The following is a 15180-nucleotide window of genomic DNA, read 5'->3' on the forward strand; positions in this document are numbered from 1 at the left end:
GTTCACTCCCCCTGCCATAAGTCCGGCAACCCAGAGACAAGCCACCATTGTTTACGCCCTGGGTCCCAGCGCCAGCGTTCAGTACAGCGGACGGTACGCTCAGCTTGACTATTGCGCCCAATCACCCCGATCTCCACCTCACGTAGCACCATGCCATCTGCCTGCAGACTGCTACGCAACTCACGATAGCTAGAGACCTTTATCTGTGCGTAGCGTGCACGCTCCAAATCAGTCAGCGAATGGGTAAGACGGTAAGCTGAATCAAGCATTTCCTCAACGTCCTCAAAGTTGCTCCAACGCACTGCAACAACATAAGCATCTATAGTCGCCTCCCAAGACCGTCTCTGCACACGATCCATGGCCATGACATCGTCAACTAAGACTAGGGCTGCTAGCAGCAACCATACCCATGGGTATTTAAATCGAGCCTCGCACGCCATCTTCACTCCATTAGGTATTGACAAACGCCATTCAACGAATATCCGATCCATAATGCACACCATGACAAGACCAGACCAAGCCCGCACCCCATGGTATTTGTTGTCACTACGTCCGGCAAACAACCACGCCGCACTGCGCCGTGCCGTCGCGCGTTACGGAGGAGGATTAATCGCACTATCCCCGTGGCGATTAAAGCGTCTAGACAGTCCAGAGACACGCTCTGCATTAGCATCAGCATTGACGGCATCAACCCTGGTTTTCACCAGTCCAGAGGCAGTACGTGCGGCACATGCTCTGCAAACGCTACGCACTTCACCTGGACAAGTATGGTTGTGCGTTGGCGCAAGCACTGCACGCGTGCTACAACAGTGCGGTATTACACGCGTGTTGCACCCAACACAAATGAACAGTGAAGGGTTACTCACATTACTGGCACAGCAACCCCCAACCGAAGTTGGACTTATTACCGCACCAGGAGGACGTGATTTACTCCAGCAGAAGCTTTTAGAAAATGGCATACGGTTACATCGTGCCGATGTCTACGAACGTCAACCGTTACGTCTGCGCACAGCCACATTGGATACACTCCAGCGTAATGCCACACGTAGCCTGCTTGCACTGAGCAGTGCCGAAGCTTTAGCACTCTTACTGCCACAATGGCCGGATAACCTGCGAAGGATCCTGTACCAGCGTCCAGTGATTGCAACAAGCAAACGGCTAGAAGATCTAGCATGCGCGCGAGGATTTATCAGCGTTTATCGCGCCACAGGACCATTGCCGCGCCAGTTAGCAGCAACAGCAGCGGCTTTTCGACCCGATAAAACAGCACAATGACATCCAGCTTGCGGCAATGCCAAAGTACCCTAAGGAAGCCACCAATAATGAACGAGACCTCGCCCCCTACCCTGCGCCGTATTCCCTGGCTCTGGCTGCTACTGCTACTAACACTGACAGGGCTTGGGATGATGAGCTGGTATGGCTGGCGATACTGGCAGGCTCAGTCCAATGCTGCACAGCAAGCAAAACTGGAAGAACAACAACACTGGCAAAGCCTGAACCAGACACTTCAAATACTACGTAGCGGGCAAGATTTTGCGTACAAACGTCTGCGCGACTTGGACGATACCAACCGCGTGTTGCGCGATGAAATACTTGGCTTAAGCCAACGCAGTGCCCTGTTGGAACAGACCGTGGCGCGATTGTCGGATCCGAACCGACATGGCACTCAAGCATTACGCCTGGATGAAACCGAGACCCTACTACGCTTGGGCCAACAGCTTTTGACAATCGCTAGTGATGTGGATGGAGCACGCCACGCTTATTCGCTAGCCGCCTCCACCTTGGAAGGCCTCGACGATCCAGGTTACCTCAATCTGCGCCAAACATTGATGCAGGAACGCAATGCACTGGATACTCTGGGCGAGAGCCCACAAAAACGAGTCAATGCGGCACTGGAACGTTTCGACAAAGCATTACAACAACTTCCCCAAAACCGTAATCCTAAGGCCACCAATATACAGCCATGGTGGCATAAGGTACTGTCCCCGCTGGTGCTTATCACTCCATCCCATAGCCCGGTATTACTCGCCGAGTCTAAACGCCAGAGTGCACAAGACGCATTGCAGATTGAATTGAGCTTGGTCCGCGCAGCAGTCGAACGTAATGACCCAAGCAGCTACGTCACAGCATTACATCGGATTGATGCACTGATGCAACGACTGTGGCCAGATTCAGCTGCGCGGCGTGCACGGCATGCAGAACTCGCTTTACTCGCTAAAGCGGAATTACGTCCCACAATGTCTGAACTGGGTACCACGCTTATGCAATTACAAAGCATCCGCCTGGGAAGTCACCACCAATGAATATTTTGCGTAACCTCGCCCTGTGGTTCTTCCTATTAATCCTGGGCATATTCAGCGCACAATGGCTATTGCAGCAGCCAAACCGCGACTTGGGTGATGTAGTGATCCGGATCGGAGGCAATGATTACATCACGACAGTGCCACAAGCAACAATCCTACTACTGATAATAGTACTGCTACTGTGGTCGCTACGATCACTGCTGGTACTACCGATCCGGATTTGGAAGCGCTACAAATACAAGCAAGGACATACACACTTAATCGAAGGCCTGCGCAATGTCGATCATGGGTATTGGCAACTTGCCGAACGGTTATTGATAGCAGCCAGCGAAGACACAGAAGTCAGTGCAATCGCACTAACAACAGCAATCCGCATGGCTGATATGCGCGGCGATTTTGATACAGCCAACGTATTGACAAACAAACTCGCCAAACAAGATCCAACTACACATGCACTACTGCAAAGTGAACGATTGCTGGCACTACAGCGCCCTAATGATGCGATTAATGTCCTGGATGCTCTAGAAACACACCGCCTACCCCCACGAGGTTTACTGATACGCGCACGCACACTGATACAGATCGGACGTGCCGACGAAGCCTACAGCTACCTCGGCACGTTGCGCGAACAGAGATTACTCTCAGATCCTGAGTATGTGCGCTTTGAAAAAGAGACGATTGAGAATGTGATACGTCAAGCTAAAGACGCTAACGTTCTGACTGAACATTGGGAAGCGTTGCCCCAGGCACTAAAAACGCACCCAAACATCGTCGGCACATACGCTATCCGAGCAACGGTACTGCACTTGGAAAATGCAGCAATGCTGAGCCTGGAACAAACTCTAGAAAGATCCTGGGACGAGAATTTGATACGCCTATATGGCTTTTTACCATTGAAGGAATATCAGACACGCCAAAACCGCGCAGAACACTGGCTAACGCTACACCCCGATAGCCCAAATTTATTACTGACTTTGGGACGATTAGCACTCCGGCAGCAGGAGTATAGTCAGGCGGAAACGTTTTTGCGCCGTGCCATTGACAAAGAGACGAACGCAGAAACTTGGGAGGAACTTGGCCACAACTACGCAGCCCAGGGTGATACGGTCCATGCACAAGAATGCTACGCAAACGCGTTGCGTTTATATCATCCGTCCTCTAGTTGAAACATACGTCGCATAACCTTAACAATTCACCATTTGTCTTTAACAAATGCGGTAACTAGTAACAGACTACACAAATCGCGTTGCATACAGCAGATTCTTGTGTTGTAGCACTACGCCCCAATCATGATGCTTTATGTCGATCAGTTCTGATAAGGACACCAACCTGCGTCGCGGACGTATAGGACGCAGAAGTTCGAGTCTCGTTTCTCGCTCCATTTTCTTTTGTGTAAATCAGTGTTCCCGAGTCGTTGCTAAAAGTGTTTAAGCGTTTATAGCTGTCCGGATTTGTAAGTTGAATCAACAGGATTTTCGAAAAATATCTAATTTGATGTAGTTTTCAAATTTTGTTTGAGCACCCTTGGCAGCATCTCGCATAATGGTGATTCCGTGGTTGGAAATTTAATGTGGACGAGCGTGTACTGCTGACCTGCTTGGGGTGTAGTTATGTCTCTGGCAATGTTTTGGCCAGCATGACTGGAATGACAGAGGCTACAATTGCGTCGTGTATTCAAGCACTTCGTGCCGTCGGCATTCCTATCAAGTCACGTGCAGAGCAGGGGTATGCTTTAGCTGCACCGTTATCCTTACTGACTGCTGAGCGTATCCGTGCAGAGTTATCCCACTCTATTGCTGCCGAGCTTCGTGTGTTGGATGTGGCTTGGACGCTTGAATCAACAAATACTTCCTTGTTAGCACGTCCGGCGTTGGCCGATGGTGTAGAAGTATTGCTGGCAGAGCGTCAGACGGGTGGTCGCGGCCAGCGTGGTAGGAGCTGGATTTCTCCATTAGCAGCAAATATTTATTTGTCATTGTCAAGAGTTTTTTCTGGCGGCGCGTCACAAGTGATGGGGTTGAGCGTGGCGGTTGGCGTAGCAATTGCTGAAGCATTAATTGCCGCTGGCTTCTCCCACGTCCGACTAAAATGGCCTAATGATCTCGTTGATAATGGTCGGAAGCTTGGCGGCGTGTTAGTTGAACGACAGGGAGTGGCACGTGCAGTGATCGGATTAGGGTTGAATGTGCGGATGCCAAAAAATTTTGCTGAGCAGATTGACCAGCCTTGGGTCGATTTGGAGACTCTTGCGGGCAGTGCAGTAGAGCGTAATGCATTGGTTGCACTATTGTTGTCGGCATTGCTGCCTGCACTACATTTGTTTCAACTTGAGGGCTTGGCACCGTTTTTGCCGCGCTATGCCAAGTTGGATTGTCTTGTTGGGTGTGCGGTATGGATTGAAGAGGCTAATCTAAAATATGTTGGTATTGCGCGTGGTTTGGCCGCCGATGGTGCACTCTTGGTAGAAATTAACGGCGTGTTGCGTCCTTTTCATACTGGCCAAGTTTCGGTCAGACCGATATGAATGATTGGTTATTCGATCTAGGTAATTCGCGTTTTAAATGTGCATCTCTCAGGGAGGGTGTGATTGGTCCTGTAACGGTTTTGCCGTACTTAACAGAAACCATGGACGCGTTTGCGTTACAGGAGCTACCACGTGGTCGTGTGGCTTACTTGGCGAGTGTCGCTGCTCCGGCTATTACTACACATGTACTCGAAGTATTAAAAATCCACTTCGAGAAAGTCCAGGTGGCAGCAACCGTCGCTGCATGTGCTGGAGTACGAATTGCCTATGCTCACCCGGAACGTTTTGGAGTGGATAGGTTCTTAGCGTTGCTTGGTTCGTATGGTGAGGGCAATGTCCTGGTAGTGGGTGTGGGGACAGCATTGACTATTGATTTGTTGGCTGCCAATGGTTGTCATCTCGGAGGGCGTATCAGTGCTTCACCGACATTGATGCGCCAAGCGTTGCATGCACGCGCCGAGCAACTCCCCCTCAGTGGTGGGAACTACTTGGAGTTTGCGGAAGATACAGAGGATGCGTTGGTGTCAGGGTGCAATGGTGCAGCGGTGGCATTGATCGAACGTAGCCTGTATGAGGCACATCAACGTTTGGACCAGTCGGTTCGATTATTGTTGCATGGTGGAGGTGTAGCATCTTTATTGCCTTGGTTGGGCGACGTGGTACATCGTCCTAAATTAGTATTGGATGGCCTGGCGATCTGGGCTGCCGTTGCGGCTAACGTTTAGAATCGTCTCTATGCTTGTGCGTGCGCTCATTTTAGTTTTGGTTGTCCTCAATTTTGGCGTAGCACTCTGGTGGAGGAACCAGTCGGCACCAAAGGTGCCTGTTCCCGTGGCAGCGTCATCGCCTGTTGGCGTTCCTCAACTGGAGTTGCTACCGATGATCCAAGTTGAAAAACCAAAGTCCTTGGATACTCCCATACATAAGGATTCCACTTACTGTTATAACGTTGGCCCGTTTACCAGTGAAGCTGATGCACGCACGGTGTTGGCCACGTTAGGGAAGGATGTAGACAAGGGAATGATTCGTGCACTCCAAAGTGGCGATTCAAACAACTATCGAGTAGTCATGTCAGCAAGCGATCATGCCTCAGCACAAGCACTCGCCAAACGCATTGTTGGGGCTGGTTTTCGCGACTATTATGTGCTAGGGAATGAAGTGATCTTAGGTCAGTATCGCAACCGTGAAGGTGCTAAGCGAATGCGTGCTGATCTTGCCGATGCTGGTTTCCAGGCAAATGTACTATCAGGTGATGTGTCTGGCTGGGAAATTCGTCTACGTAGCGCAATTGAATTTGCCGCTTTGCAAGTGCGATTGAACGGGTATCATATTGGTATTGGATCATTGGATTGTGCAACCTTACGCTAGAATCGAACCGTATCGCGTTATACCCGATTGTGCTTTGATGTTGTTGTAATTGGTAAGTGCTCTTGAAATACAAATGGTAGGATTGATCCTAGACAAGGCAACGTTGAAGAGTTCGTGTTAAATTCCATGTGCGTTCAACAATAGACATGCATGTAAGAAATTGCCGCTTTAGCTCAGTTGGTAGAGCAACTGATTTGTAATCAGTAGGTCCACAGTTCGAATCTGTGAAGCGGCACCATATAAATCAATACCTTAATATGATGCCAAAAGCATTTATTTATAGCGCCGGTGAAGCGATCTGGAAAACCCTGGTTTTTTTGGAGGTTCCACGATAGGTATTTCATGGTCGTAACGCTCGCGCATCACTTCAGTGCGGTGTCCGCCGGAGCGCTTATCTTCACTATCGGTGATCCCTCGGTGCTTGAGCCCGTGCAGCGAGAAGCGTTCTTCTTCTGTGATGACACCTTCCATGATGGCCATGACAATCATCCGCTGCCATGCAGTGTCCAGTGATGACTTGCTTAACCGTGCGCCGGATTGGTTGACGAACAAGAACCGATTTTCAGGCCGTAGGGGTGTAGCGCGCTTGTGAGATGCCCAGCGGGCAGCCCGATACTGAACAAGCCAATCCCACGCTGAGCGTAATTCGTCATTCCAACGAGTGATGTTGTCACGGCTGCCTTTTCTCCGATTGGATAAGATGCCTTCCGGTTTGTGGTGGGCATCGGTGAGGGTACATACCTCAATGCCTCGTAGGCGTAAGCCGTAAGCAAATGTCATAGCGGCGGCCAAGTAGGGAGCCACTGAGCCAATGCTATGTGCTTGGCGCTGGCCTCGTTCGGCGGCAAATGCATGTATTGCAGCAAAGGTTTTTAAATCTGGCATACGATATCTGGCGCGTTCCTTGGCCTGTTTGACTCCATGTGCGGGATTGGTCGTGCAATGACCGTGCCGAATACCCCAGGCGAAAGCGCGGCGTGCATAACGCAGCATATGGTTTGCCTTGGATGGTGCCGGCTGAATCGCTTCACTGTCTCCCTGTGCAGGGCGGCCTTGCGCGATGACTTCAACCAAACGCTGCCACGTGGGCACATTGAGCCTGTTAACGGCTTTGCTTCCTAATGTGGTGTTGTCTTTGAGTAGAAAACTTTGGATGGCTTGTGCGCACCATTGATAGTCTTTCTGGGTGGCTTTCGCCAACCCTGCAAACTCGCTTGAGTGATGAAACTGATTAAACACGTCACCAACGGTTCCTTTCACGTTGCCCGTGTGTTGCTGTTCAATGATGGCGTGCAGGTCAGATAAGCGCGCTGCGCGACCTGCGATGGTTCGTTTCTGGTGCCGCCCGCCCTCTGGGTGAGGTATCAGCGTATACCAGCGTCCATCCCCCCAATAGATTCCTTTTGGGATTTTGGATTGATCAATGTGTGGCGGAATCGACGGGTGATACTTGCGTGGCCGAGGCATTACACGATGTCTTCTGGTCGATATGGTGCGTCGGCTAAGTCTGTACCGATCCCCAGTGCGGCATTGAGTGCTTGGAGTGTGGTCCAGATTCCACCCTCTCCGTCGTACTTGTAGGGGATGCCTTGTCGCCGCGCCCATTCTTCGACGCGCGCACGTTTAACTTTTTTTCCTCTGCCACAAAGCAACTGCAAGTCGTGGAAGGTGTAGATATCCGGCAGGCGGTGCTCAATAGACAACAGGGTGTGATGCATTTGTTTTACTGGCGCATTCATCTCGGAGGTAGGCTGTGAATTATTTTGACGCTATCCAGGCGACTACTTGCGCGATACAAACCTCTTATCGCTTGAGAATCGGGAAAAGGGAGGCTGTCCGAAGCCAAGGCGCGCAAACAGGATTTGGAGGCCACCTGGCGTAACTGGATTCGCCGCACTGCCGAAGACAAAATCAGCTCCATGAAGCACGGATATCAACCCCATAAATACCATCACAGACCTATGCGATACTGCCTTGCAGACCAAGCCGCCGCCTTCCATAAACAATTTGATAGACAGGAAGGATTGCAGTAGCACCGCCACGCTTGCGCAAACCGCGGTGATCCCGTCGCATTGGCTACGCCGCTTGTGGGAACGGATGACGGCGCCTTGGTGAACGTGCTGGGCAGTCATCCCAGAACGAAGATGTCACCCTGACCGTGGCCTGTGAAACCTGACGCAAGATGCTGGTTGGGCTGGAGGCGGCTCAGTTTGTGGAAGAGTTGGCGGCGTGCATTGCTGAAGGCAGCGAGTTTCCGCCCAATGCGCCGCGGTTCCGTAGCATGTGTTTAAGTGTGCCATCACTGGCAGCGGTACGGAGTCACTTCATAAGCACCAATTAATTGAAAGCGTGGCGGGCGGGTCCAGTCATTCGCTCACTGTATAACGCGATTAAACAGTACGGCAGCAGCGGTGTTACCAAGTTACTGACTGTGCGTTGGTTTTCGTGAGGCATTGCTTCGAAGATTGACGGCAACCACAGCAGCCATCTTAGCTAGAGTCTGGACTGCTTACAGGCACTACAACAACGTTGAATTAGGGGCCGATCACTCCTGCGGAAGGCTCGCCGTGGTGGACGACATGGAAGGAGCTTAACGAGAATGTGATGGATGCCGAGCGCTTGGTGATAGATAACGCACTTATCCAGGCGTTTTATGCGCAGAAAATCAAGGCACACAACGCCGGAGAAGGTGAACACGCGGCCCTTACTTAGCCATTGTCCGAACGCTCCGCCGCGTGGACACCTTTTATATGGGAGTGGCGGCGGCGCGGGACTGCCGAACACATCGGCGCTCATTACTCGTTCGGTTAAGAATATGCAGGCACATCGGGAAATGAGTCTTTACATGCTATCGGCCTTAATTCTTCGTCGACGTTTGTTAGGCAAAACCATTTACCTACTATGTTATTGCCGTTGGTATCGGCGCTTGAGCCATGCAAACCTACATCGGATATACGCAGCCATTGGATGAATTTGCCATCAACTGCGCTAGTGCCGTTGATAACGCATGTGATAGATGGCATTGGGCTATTAGCGGGCACTACTCTTTCTTTTCCGTTCGGATCAATAAAGGATCGCGTTCTCGGTGCCTCTACATCAACCGTAATACTCCGGCAGCGCGTTGTAGGCGCGTGCAAACTGATATCGCTTGGGCTTTGGGTGCGCTGTCCTTTAATGAGCTGCATTTCAACGCCCACCCTCCCCGGCGTGATATCCGCTAGTGCTACCGTCACTTGCGCTTTAGCGATGTAATTCTGATATAGCGGTAACGTAATTGCCGCGAGAACAGGGACCACTATAAGCGCGATCATGACCTCTAACAGGGTGAAGCCTTGTTGTCTCTTTTCCATAAAAATTCCCCTAATCTTTGAAAGTGTGCTACTAACGATTCAATCGGTTTAATAGGATAAATAAATTAGACATCTCTAAAACACTTGAACCAGGCAGCGTTATTTTTTCTAACGTATCAGGAAAAAAGAGAGATAAGTCTCAGAAAATCCCGTGATCGCATGTAGGGAATTTCCGGAATTCGCCTCCGGCATCGCGCTCACTACCGCTGCCGGAAACATTCAGATACGCGCTTGAGCGTAATCTGGCGATCCAGAGAGCACACAGGCGATTTGGTCGTTCACAAGATTAGGAACCGTGTTTTTGCCGACAGTGCCGAATCGCAAGCCAAACACAAGGCCGTTAATGGCCGCCAGGTCTCTTTTTGTTAATAATTCGTACTGTGCCGCGATCAATTGAAAAAGCCTAGGCCATGCAGATGGCCATTAAAGTAGTGATCGCCTACACCGCCGATATGGCTACCGAGCTACGCTCGGAGGGCATGGCTGCGGAGAACATTCAAGGGATGCTTGGGCACCGTGCATATAGTGGGATTACGGACGTTTACGCCAAGCACCCGCCTAATAATATGGCCGATGCTGTTCGCGTTATTGACGCCTATATGGGCAAGCTGCGCGCCAATTAATAAATCAAATATTGAGAAAATTGCGCAACCTATTGATTGTATTGGAGCGGGAAACGAGGCTCGAACTCGCGACCTCAACCTTGGCAAGGTTGCGCTCTACCAACTGAGCTATTCCCGCACATTGCACGTTGTGTTAGGTATTGTAGACCACATTTAGGATTTGCCAAGCCTTTGAGACACATTCACGGATAGGGCTACTGTCTCTAGTCCAACTGAAGAGCTACTCGTTTCTTATGCCTGCGATGCAGCTCCATATGGCATTGCAGAAAGAATTGAATATTGAGATTGAAATTCGAAACACAATTAGCTTAAGCACATACAGAATATCCTTAGCGGAGTTTCAGATAATCTGAGCAAGGCAATAAACGCGCACTATGTCGGACAAATTCTGTGAGGGGGAATCAAATGACTGCCTTATCTGTGAAACATGCTGCCGATCCAATACGCGGCTTGCAAACACTGACCGTGGAAGATATTCGCAGCAATCTAACCAAGGTGTATAGCCGTATCGTTGCTGCCTGCCAAAGTGTTGACCGCGATCCCAGCAGCGTGACGCTGTTGCCAGTCAGCAAAACCGCGGATGAAGTGCATATCCGATTATCCTACGAAGCCGGATGCAGGAAGCTCGGAGAGAACAAAGCTCAGGATGCTTACCACAAGTGGGAAGCGATGAGCGATCTCACTGATCTGTATTGGTCGGTCATTGGGCACCTGCAAACCAATAAAGCCAAGCTAGTTGCACGGTTTGCCTCGGAATTCCAGGCACTCGATAGTTTTCGTGTTGCAGAAGCATTGGAGCGACGTCTTCAGATAGAGGGACGTAGCCTCGACGTGTTGATTCAAGTCAATACCTCTGGCGAAACAAACAAATACGGATTACCTCCCGAAGAAGTTGTCCGTTTCGTACAGGCACTCTCCGCATATCCAGCGCTTCGGGTACGCGGTTTGATGACGTTGGCAATGCTCTCTGGTGACACCTCGCGGGTGCGGCAATGCTTTACACAGCTGCGCATCCTACGAGATCGCATCCAACAAGCATCACCCCAGGGCCACCACATAACCGAGCTATCCATGGGCATGTCAGGAGATTTGGAAATAGCTATAGAAGAAGGGGCGACGGTGGTACGTGTAGGACAGGCAATCTACGGTGCACGTGCCCTACCCAACCTCCACTTTCACCATACTGTTTAAGCGCCGCGATTAACTCCTCTCTGAAACTGGTGTTGGTTATAGCAGCGCTTTGAGTCGGTAGAGCGCTTCTAATGCTTGCTTAGGGGTCAACTCATCAGGATGCAATGCAACCAATGCTTCCTGAGCTGCTGAGGGCGCCGACGCAAATAAATTGCACTGCTGCGGTGCATCCAATTCCAGCTGTGTTATTTCTGAAACATGACTTTCGCGGCCTCGCTGCTCCAGTTCAGCTAAACGCCGCCGTGCCTGTGCGACGGTCGCAGCTGGTAGACCAGCCAAAGCAGCCACCTGTAGGCCAAAACTGCGATTGGCCGGACCATCCTTCACTGTGTGCATGAAGACCAAGCGTTCACTATGCTCAACAGCATCGAAATGCACGTTAGCGATACCGCTCAGACCTCCCTCATATGTTTCCTCGGCTAGTGCAGTCAGCTCAAAATAATGCGTGGCAAACAGCGTATAACAACGGTTGATATGAGCTAAGTGGCGTGCGACTGCATCCGCCAACGCCAAGCCATCGTAAGTCGAGGTCCCCCGACCAATTTCGTCCATCAGTACCAGCGACTGCGCGGTCGCATGGTGCAGAATGTAGCTGGTCTCTGTCATCTCAAGCATAAATGTAGACTGACCTCGGGCCAGGTCATCACCAGCACCGATACGGGTCATGATGCGGTCAATCGGTCCAATCAGCGCGCGGCTGGCCGGAACGTAGCTGCCGATATAAGCAAGCAGGACAATCAAGGCATTCTGGCGCATGTAGGTCGACTTGCCTCCCATATTGGGGCCGGTGATAACCAACATGCGACGCTCAGGGTGAAGATAGAGGTCATTCGGCTCGAATCGCTGTTCACGCACAGCTTCCACAACCGGGTGACGGCCACCCTCAATATGCAAGCATGATGTGTGCTCCAACTCCGGACGCACCCAATCCAATGTCTGTGCGCGCTCGGCAAAGCAGACAAGTACATCTAGCTCAGATAGCGCAGCGGCACAACGCTTCAGCGGTTCCAGTTGCGCCCCGACGGTGTCCAGCAGCTGTTCGTACAACAATTTTTCCCGCGCCAACGCACGATCACGCGCGGATAATACTTTGTCTTCGAACGCTTTCAGTTCCTCCGTGATGTAGCGCTCGGCGTTAGTCAGTGTCTGGCGCCGCGTGTAATGCACCGGTGCTTTGTCGGCTTGGCCCTTGCTGATCTCAATATAGTAACCATGCACACGGTTGTAACCGACTTTCAGCGTAGAAATACCACTGGATTCACGCTCGCGTGTCTCAAGATCAATCAAGAACTGATCCGCGTTGTTGGAGAGCTTACGCAGTTCGTCCAATTCAACATCGTATTCTGGGGCAATCACACCGCCATCAGTCAGCTTTAAGGGTGGCTGTTCTGCGACGGCTTTTACCAATAAAGACGCGGTGCTGTCATGCTCACCCAGCTCGGCGTACAACACGCGCAAGCGCGGCGAATCCGATGCATTGAGAAGCTCACGTAAACGTGGCAGGAGGCTGAGGCTATCCCGTAATGTGGAGATGTCACGTGGACGTGCTGAGCGCAATGCCACGCGGGTCAAAATCCGCTCCATGTCGCCAAGCCTACGGAAAGTCTCCCTGAGTTTGTTATCGAGATCGCTATCGATCATGCTCCCAACGGCGGCATGACGTTGTCTTACCACCTCGCGCAGCCGCAGCGGCCGATGCAGCCACCGCCGCAGCAACCGTCCGCCCATCGGGGTCACCGTACTATCGAGCACCCCAAGCAGGGTGTGGCGGCTCTCCCCATCCACACGGGTGTCCAGCTCCAAATGGCGACGTGTGGCAGCGTTCATCGTAATCGCTTCGCCAACAGTCTCCATCGTAATTGAAGTCAGATGCGGCAGACGCTGCTTCTGTGTCTCCTCAATGTAGCCAAGAAGTGCACCCGCCGCCGCAGTAGCTTGTGGATTATTTTCGATACCGAAGCCGGATAAATCGTGCAGTTTGAAAAACGCTAGTAATTTACGGCGGCCGCTGTCAGCATCAAACAACCATGGGGGACGGCGACGCACACCGTTGCGCTGCTGTAGATACTCTGGCCAGGCATCCTCGTCAGGGAGTAACAGCTCAGCTGGCTCCAGACGTGCGAGTTCGGCTTCTAATGCCTCCTCGCTATCGACTTCGTTCACCAGGAAACGGCCACCGGCTAAGTCAGCCCAAGCCAAGCCATAACAGTTTTTAGTGCGTGATAAGGCCATCAATAGAGTGTCGCGACGCTCCTCCAGTAACGCCTCCTCAGTGATCGTACCTGGAGTGACGATGCGTACCACCTTACGTTCAACCAACCCTTTAGCAAGCCCTGGATCTCCAATTTGTTCGCAAATCGCAACGGATTCACCCAGGGCAATGAGCCGCGCCAAATAGCCTTCATAGGCATGAACGGGTACACCGGCCATTGGGATAGGAGTACCACCGGAACTACCCCGCTGAGTCAAAGTGATATCGAGTAACCGCGCTGCCTTGCGGGCATCTTGATGAAAAAGCTCGTAAAAATCTCCCATACGGAAGAACAAAAGTAAGTCTGGATACTCAGCCTTGGCGGCGAAGTATTGCTTCATCAGTGGGGTATGTTCTGCCATGCCCTTCCCACCTTCGGGCTTTTCTCTCATGTCAATGTTTTGCAAGAAACGTCCTTCCAGAGTATGAACCGTCACGAATGTCTAGGAGGTGCTTTGGGTTTGAATCAGATAGTCGTGGCTAGACTCGATATGCAACCTTATAAATATTAAGGCGCTTTCGGAACTATTATGCGTAGGGGCTTGCCCTTGATCAGCTTCCGTAAATTGGCGTGTTTTCTATCAGATTGCCATGTCTTATACAAAGCATGGCCGCCTTCAGATTGAATTCACGAAGAGATCGAAACATTGCTGCTCTCTATGTTTCCAGAAATCCATCAACATCTATTTGCAGGCATGACCAAACAGCGCCAACCACGCTACGGTGCTGCGTAACTGTTGTATAGCGACCAAGGGCCAACAATGGCCCAATTTGGAATCGGCGACACATCATCAAAGCATATAGAAAACGAACGCCAGTGCATCCTAATGCATATCAAGGTATGCCGACCCGCCAAGCTGTTTTGCTTGACGTTGAATCCATGAACTTCGCCACCGTATATAAGGGCCGGGATGCTGAATATTATAATGTCGCGGCGAAGGCAACACCGCAGCCAGTTGAGCCGCATCGCTCTCATCCAAATCAGCAGCGCCCTTGCCTAAGTAACGCCGTGCTGCAGCCTGCACGCCATACACACCATCACCAAACTCAGCAATGTTGGCATAGATCTCTAAAATACGACGCTTAGGCCAAAAAAGTTCGATCCAAAACGTGTACCAACCTTCCAATCCCTTACGTACGAAACTGCGGCCACTCCAGAGAAACAGATTCTTTGCTACCTGCTGACTGATTGTGCTGGCGCCACGCAGATGCCCACCACGCGAGTGACGGCCAAGTGCCTTCTTGATTGCATCAAAGTCGAAACCGTGGTGAAAAGGGAATCTCTGATCCTCAGCGGCAACCAACGAGATGGGTACACTTGGTGCAATCTGCTCCAAATCACACCAGACATAATGCAGACGAAAATTCCACTGCCTATCGCTCCAGGCTTCCAAGTAACGCCCCACCATCGTCATACTCAACGGTGGATCGACAAACCGAAAAACAATCACCTGTAACACACTCATTAACGCTGACACTAGCGACACTATGAGCAGACGACGGCACCAGATCCACCGTTGATGGACGTCACTATCTCTTTGAATCCACTGATACATCCCCATGCTTCCCC

15 protein-coding genes, 2 tRNA genes and 1 pseudogene are annotated in these 15180 nt (G+C 51.2%); 11 read left to right on the top strand and 7 right to left on the bottom strand.

What is annotated here, in order from left to right; all coding sequences use genetic code 11:
• Window positions 1-2: 2 nt before the first annotated feature.
• Window positions 3-440, bottom strand: coding sequence for a hypothetical protein (locus F7G16_RS09115; protein WP_011097919.1), 438 nt, complete (start codon window positions 438-440; stop codon window positions 3-5).
• 61 nt (window positions 441-501) lie between these two features.
• On the opposite strand from F7G16_RS09115, the gene F7G16_RS09120 reads away from it, so the two are divergent.
• From F7G16_RS09120 to F7G16_RS09150, 7 genes are all read left to right on the top strand, one after another.
• Window positions 502-1275: a uroporphyrinogen-III synthase gene (locus F7G16_RS09120; RefSeq protein WP_004089411.1), complete on the top strand. Its 774-nt coding sequence runs from the start codon at window positions 502-504 to the stop codon at window positions 1273-1275.
• A 47-nt stretch (window positions 1276-1322) separates the two neighbouring features.
• Window positions 1323-2303 carry a uroporphyrinogen-III C-methyltransferase gene (locus tag F7G16_RS09125; RefSeq protein ID WP_004089407.1) on the top strand — a complete coding sequence of 327 codons (981 nt, stop codon included), beginning with the start codon at window positions 1323-1325 and terminating at the stop codon, window positions 2301-2303.
• Entirely contained in the window at window positions 2300-3469 is a 1170-nt protein-coding gene (locus tag F7G16_RS09130; protein ID WP_004089406.1) for a heme biosynthesis protein HemY, read from the top strand. The genes F7G16_RS09125 and F7G16_RS09130 overlap by 4 nt, the downstream gene beginning before the upstream one ends.
• A gap of 404 nt (window positions 3470-3873) precedes the next feature.
• Window positions 3874-4827: a bifunctional biotin--[acetyl-CoA-carboxylase] ligase/biotin operon repressor BirA gene (gene birA, locus F7G16_RS09135; protein ID WP_011097921.1), complete on the top strand. Its 954-nt coding sequence runs from the start codon at window positions 3874-3876 to the stop codon at window positions 4825-4827.
• The gene (locus F7G16_RS09140; RefSeq protein ID WP_004089400.1) at window positions 4824-5552 is read left to right on the top strand and encodes a type III pantothenate kinase; all 729 of its coding nucleotides are present in this window, start codon (window positions 4824-4826) and stop codon (window positions 5550-5552) included. Before birA ends, F7G16_RS09140 begins: the two co-directional genes overlap by 4 nt.
• Window positions 5553-5706: 154 nt before the next feature.
• Window positions 5707-6195 (top strand): SPOR domain-containing protein, encoded by a 489-nt coding sequence (locus F7G16_RS09145; RefSeq protein ID WP_225621658.1) that lies wholly within the window; start codon window positions 5707-5709, stop codon window positions 6193-6195.
• 162 nt (window positions 6196-6357) lie between these two features.
• Window positions 6358-6433, top strand: a tRNA-Thr gene (locus tag F7G16_RS09150).
• A gap of 35 nt (window positions 6434-6468) precedes the next feature.
• Here F7G16_RS09150 and F7G16_RS09155 read toward each other — a convergent pair.
• Both F7G16_RS09155 and F7G16_RS09160 read right to left on the bottom strand, forming a co-directional pair.
• Window positions 6469-7662, bottom strand: coding sequence for a site-specific integrase (locus F7G16_RS09155; protein WP_011097922.1), 1194 nt, complete (start codon window positions 7660-7662; stop codon window positions 6469-6471).
• Window positions 7662-7934, bottom strand: coding sequence for a hypothetical protein (locus F7G16_RS09160; protein WP_011097923.1), 273 nt, complete (start codon window positions 7932-7934; stop codon window positions 7662-7664). Before F7G16_RS09160 ends, F7G16_RS09155 begins: the two co-directional genes overlap by 1 nt.
• Window positions 7935-8036: 102 nt before the next feature.
• On the opposite strand from F7G16_RS09160, the pseudogene F7G16_RS12330 reads away from it, so the two are divergent.
• Window positions 8037-8228: pseudogene (locus tag F7G16_RS12330) on the top strand (YdaU family protein); the annotation flags it as partial.
• Between the two features lie 149 nt (window positions 8229-8377).
• Window positions 8378-8536, top strand: a complete 159-nt coding sequence (locus F7G16_RS09165; RefSeq protein WP_012382613.1) for a hypothetical protein — start codon at window positions 8378-8380, stop codon at window positions 8534-8536.
• A gap of 466 nt (window positions 8537-9002) precedes the next feature.
• On the opposite strand, the gene F7G16_RS09170 is transcribed toward F7G16_RS09165, so the two are convergent.
• Window positions 9003-9545: a pilin gene (locus tag F7G16_RS09170; RefSeq protein ID WP_004087359.1), complete on the bottom strand. Its 543-nt coding sequence runs from the start codon at window positions 9543-9545 to the stop codon at window positions 9003-9005.
• Window positions 9546-9955: 410 nt separating this feature from the next.
• Between F7G16_RS09170 and F7G16_RS09175 the strand changes: the two genes are divergently transcribed.
• Window positions 9956-10168: a hypothetical protein gene (locus tag F7G16_RS09175; RefSeq protein WP_004087360.1), complete on the top strand. Its 213-nt coding sequence runs from the start codon at window positions 9956-9958 to the stop codon at window positions 10166-10168.
• Window positions 10169-10210: 42 nt separating this feature from the next.
• Here the strand turns inward: F7G16_RS09175 and F7G16_RS09180 are convergent.
• A tRNA-Gly gene (locus tag F7G16_RS09180) sits at window positions 10211-10286 on the bottom strand.
• 287 nt (window positions 10287-10573) lie between these two features.
• Here F7G16_RS09180 and F7G16_RS09185 point away from each other — a divergent pair.
• The gene (locus F7G16_RS09185; RefSeq protein ID WP_004087362.1) at window positions 10574-11359 is read left to right on the top strand and encodes a YggS family pyridoxal phosphate-dependent enzyme; all 786 of its coding nucleotides are present in this window, start codon (window positions 10574-10576) and stop codon (window positions 11357-11359) included.
• 36 nt (window positions 11360-11395) lie between these two features.
• Here the strand turns inward: F7G16_RS09185 and mutS are convergent, their stop codons facing one another.
• Complete coding sequence (gene mutS / locus F7G16_RS09190; RefSeq protein WP_004087363.1) at window positions 11396-14002, bottom strand: DNA mismatch repair protein MutS; 2607 nt, start codon at window positions 14000-14002, stop codon at window positions 11396-11398.
• Between the two features lie 432 nt (window positions 14003-14434).
• Entirely contained in the window at window positions 14435-15166 is a 732-nt protein-coding gene (gene mtgA / locus F7G16_RS09195; protein WP_012382616.1) for a monofunctional biosynthetic peptidoglycan transglycosylase, read from the bottom strand.
• Between the last annotated feature and the right edge of the window lie 14 nt (window positions 15167-15180).

The sequence above is a fragment of the Xylella fastidiosa genome (assembly GCF_011801475.1).
In the GTDB taxonomy this organism is placed as follows: Bacteria; Pseudomonadota; Gammaproteobacteria; order Xanthomonadales; family Xanthomonadaceae; genus Xylella; species Xylella fastidiosa.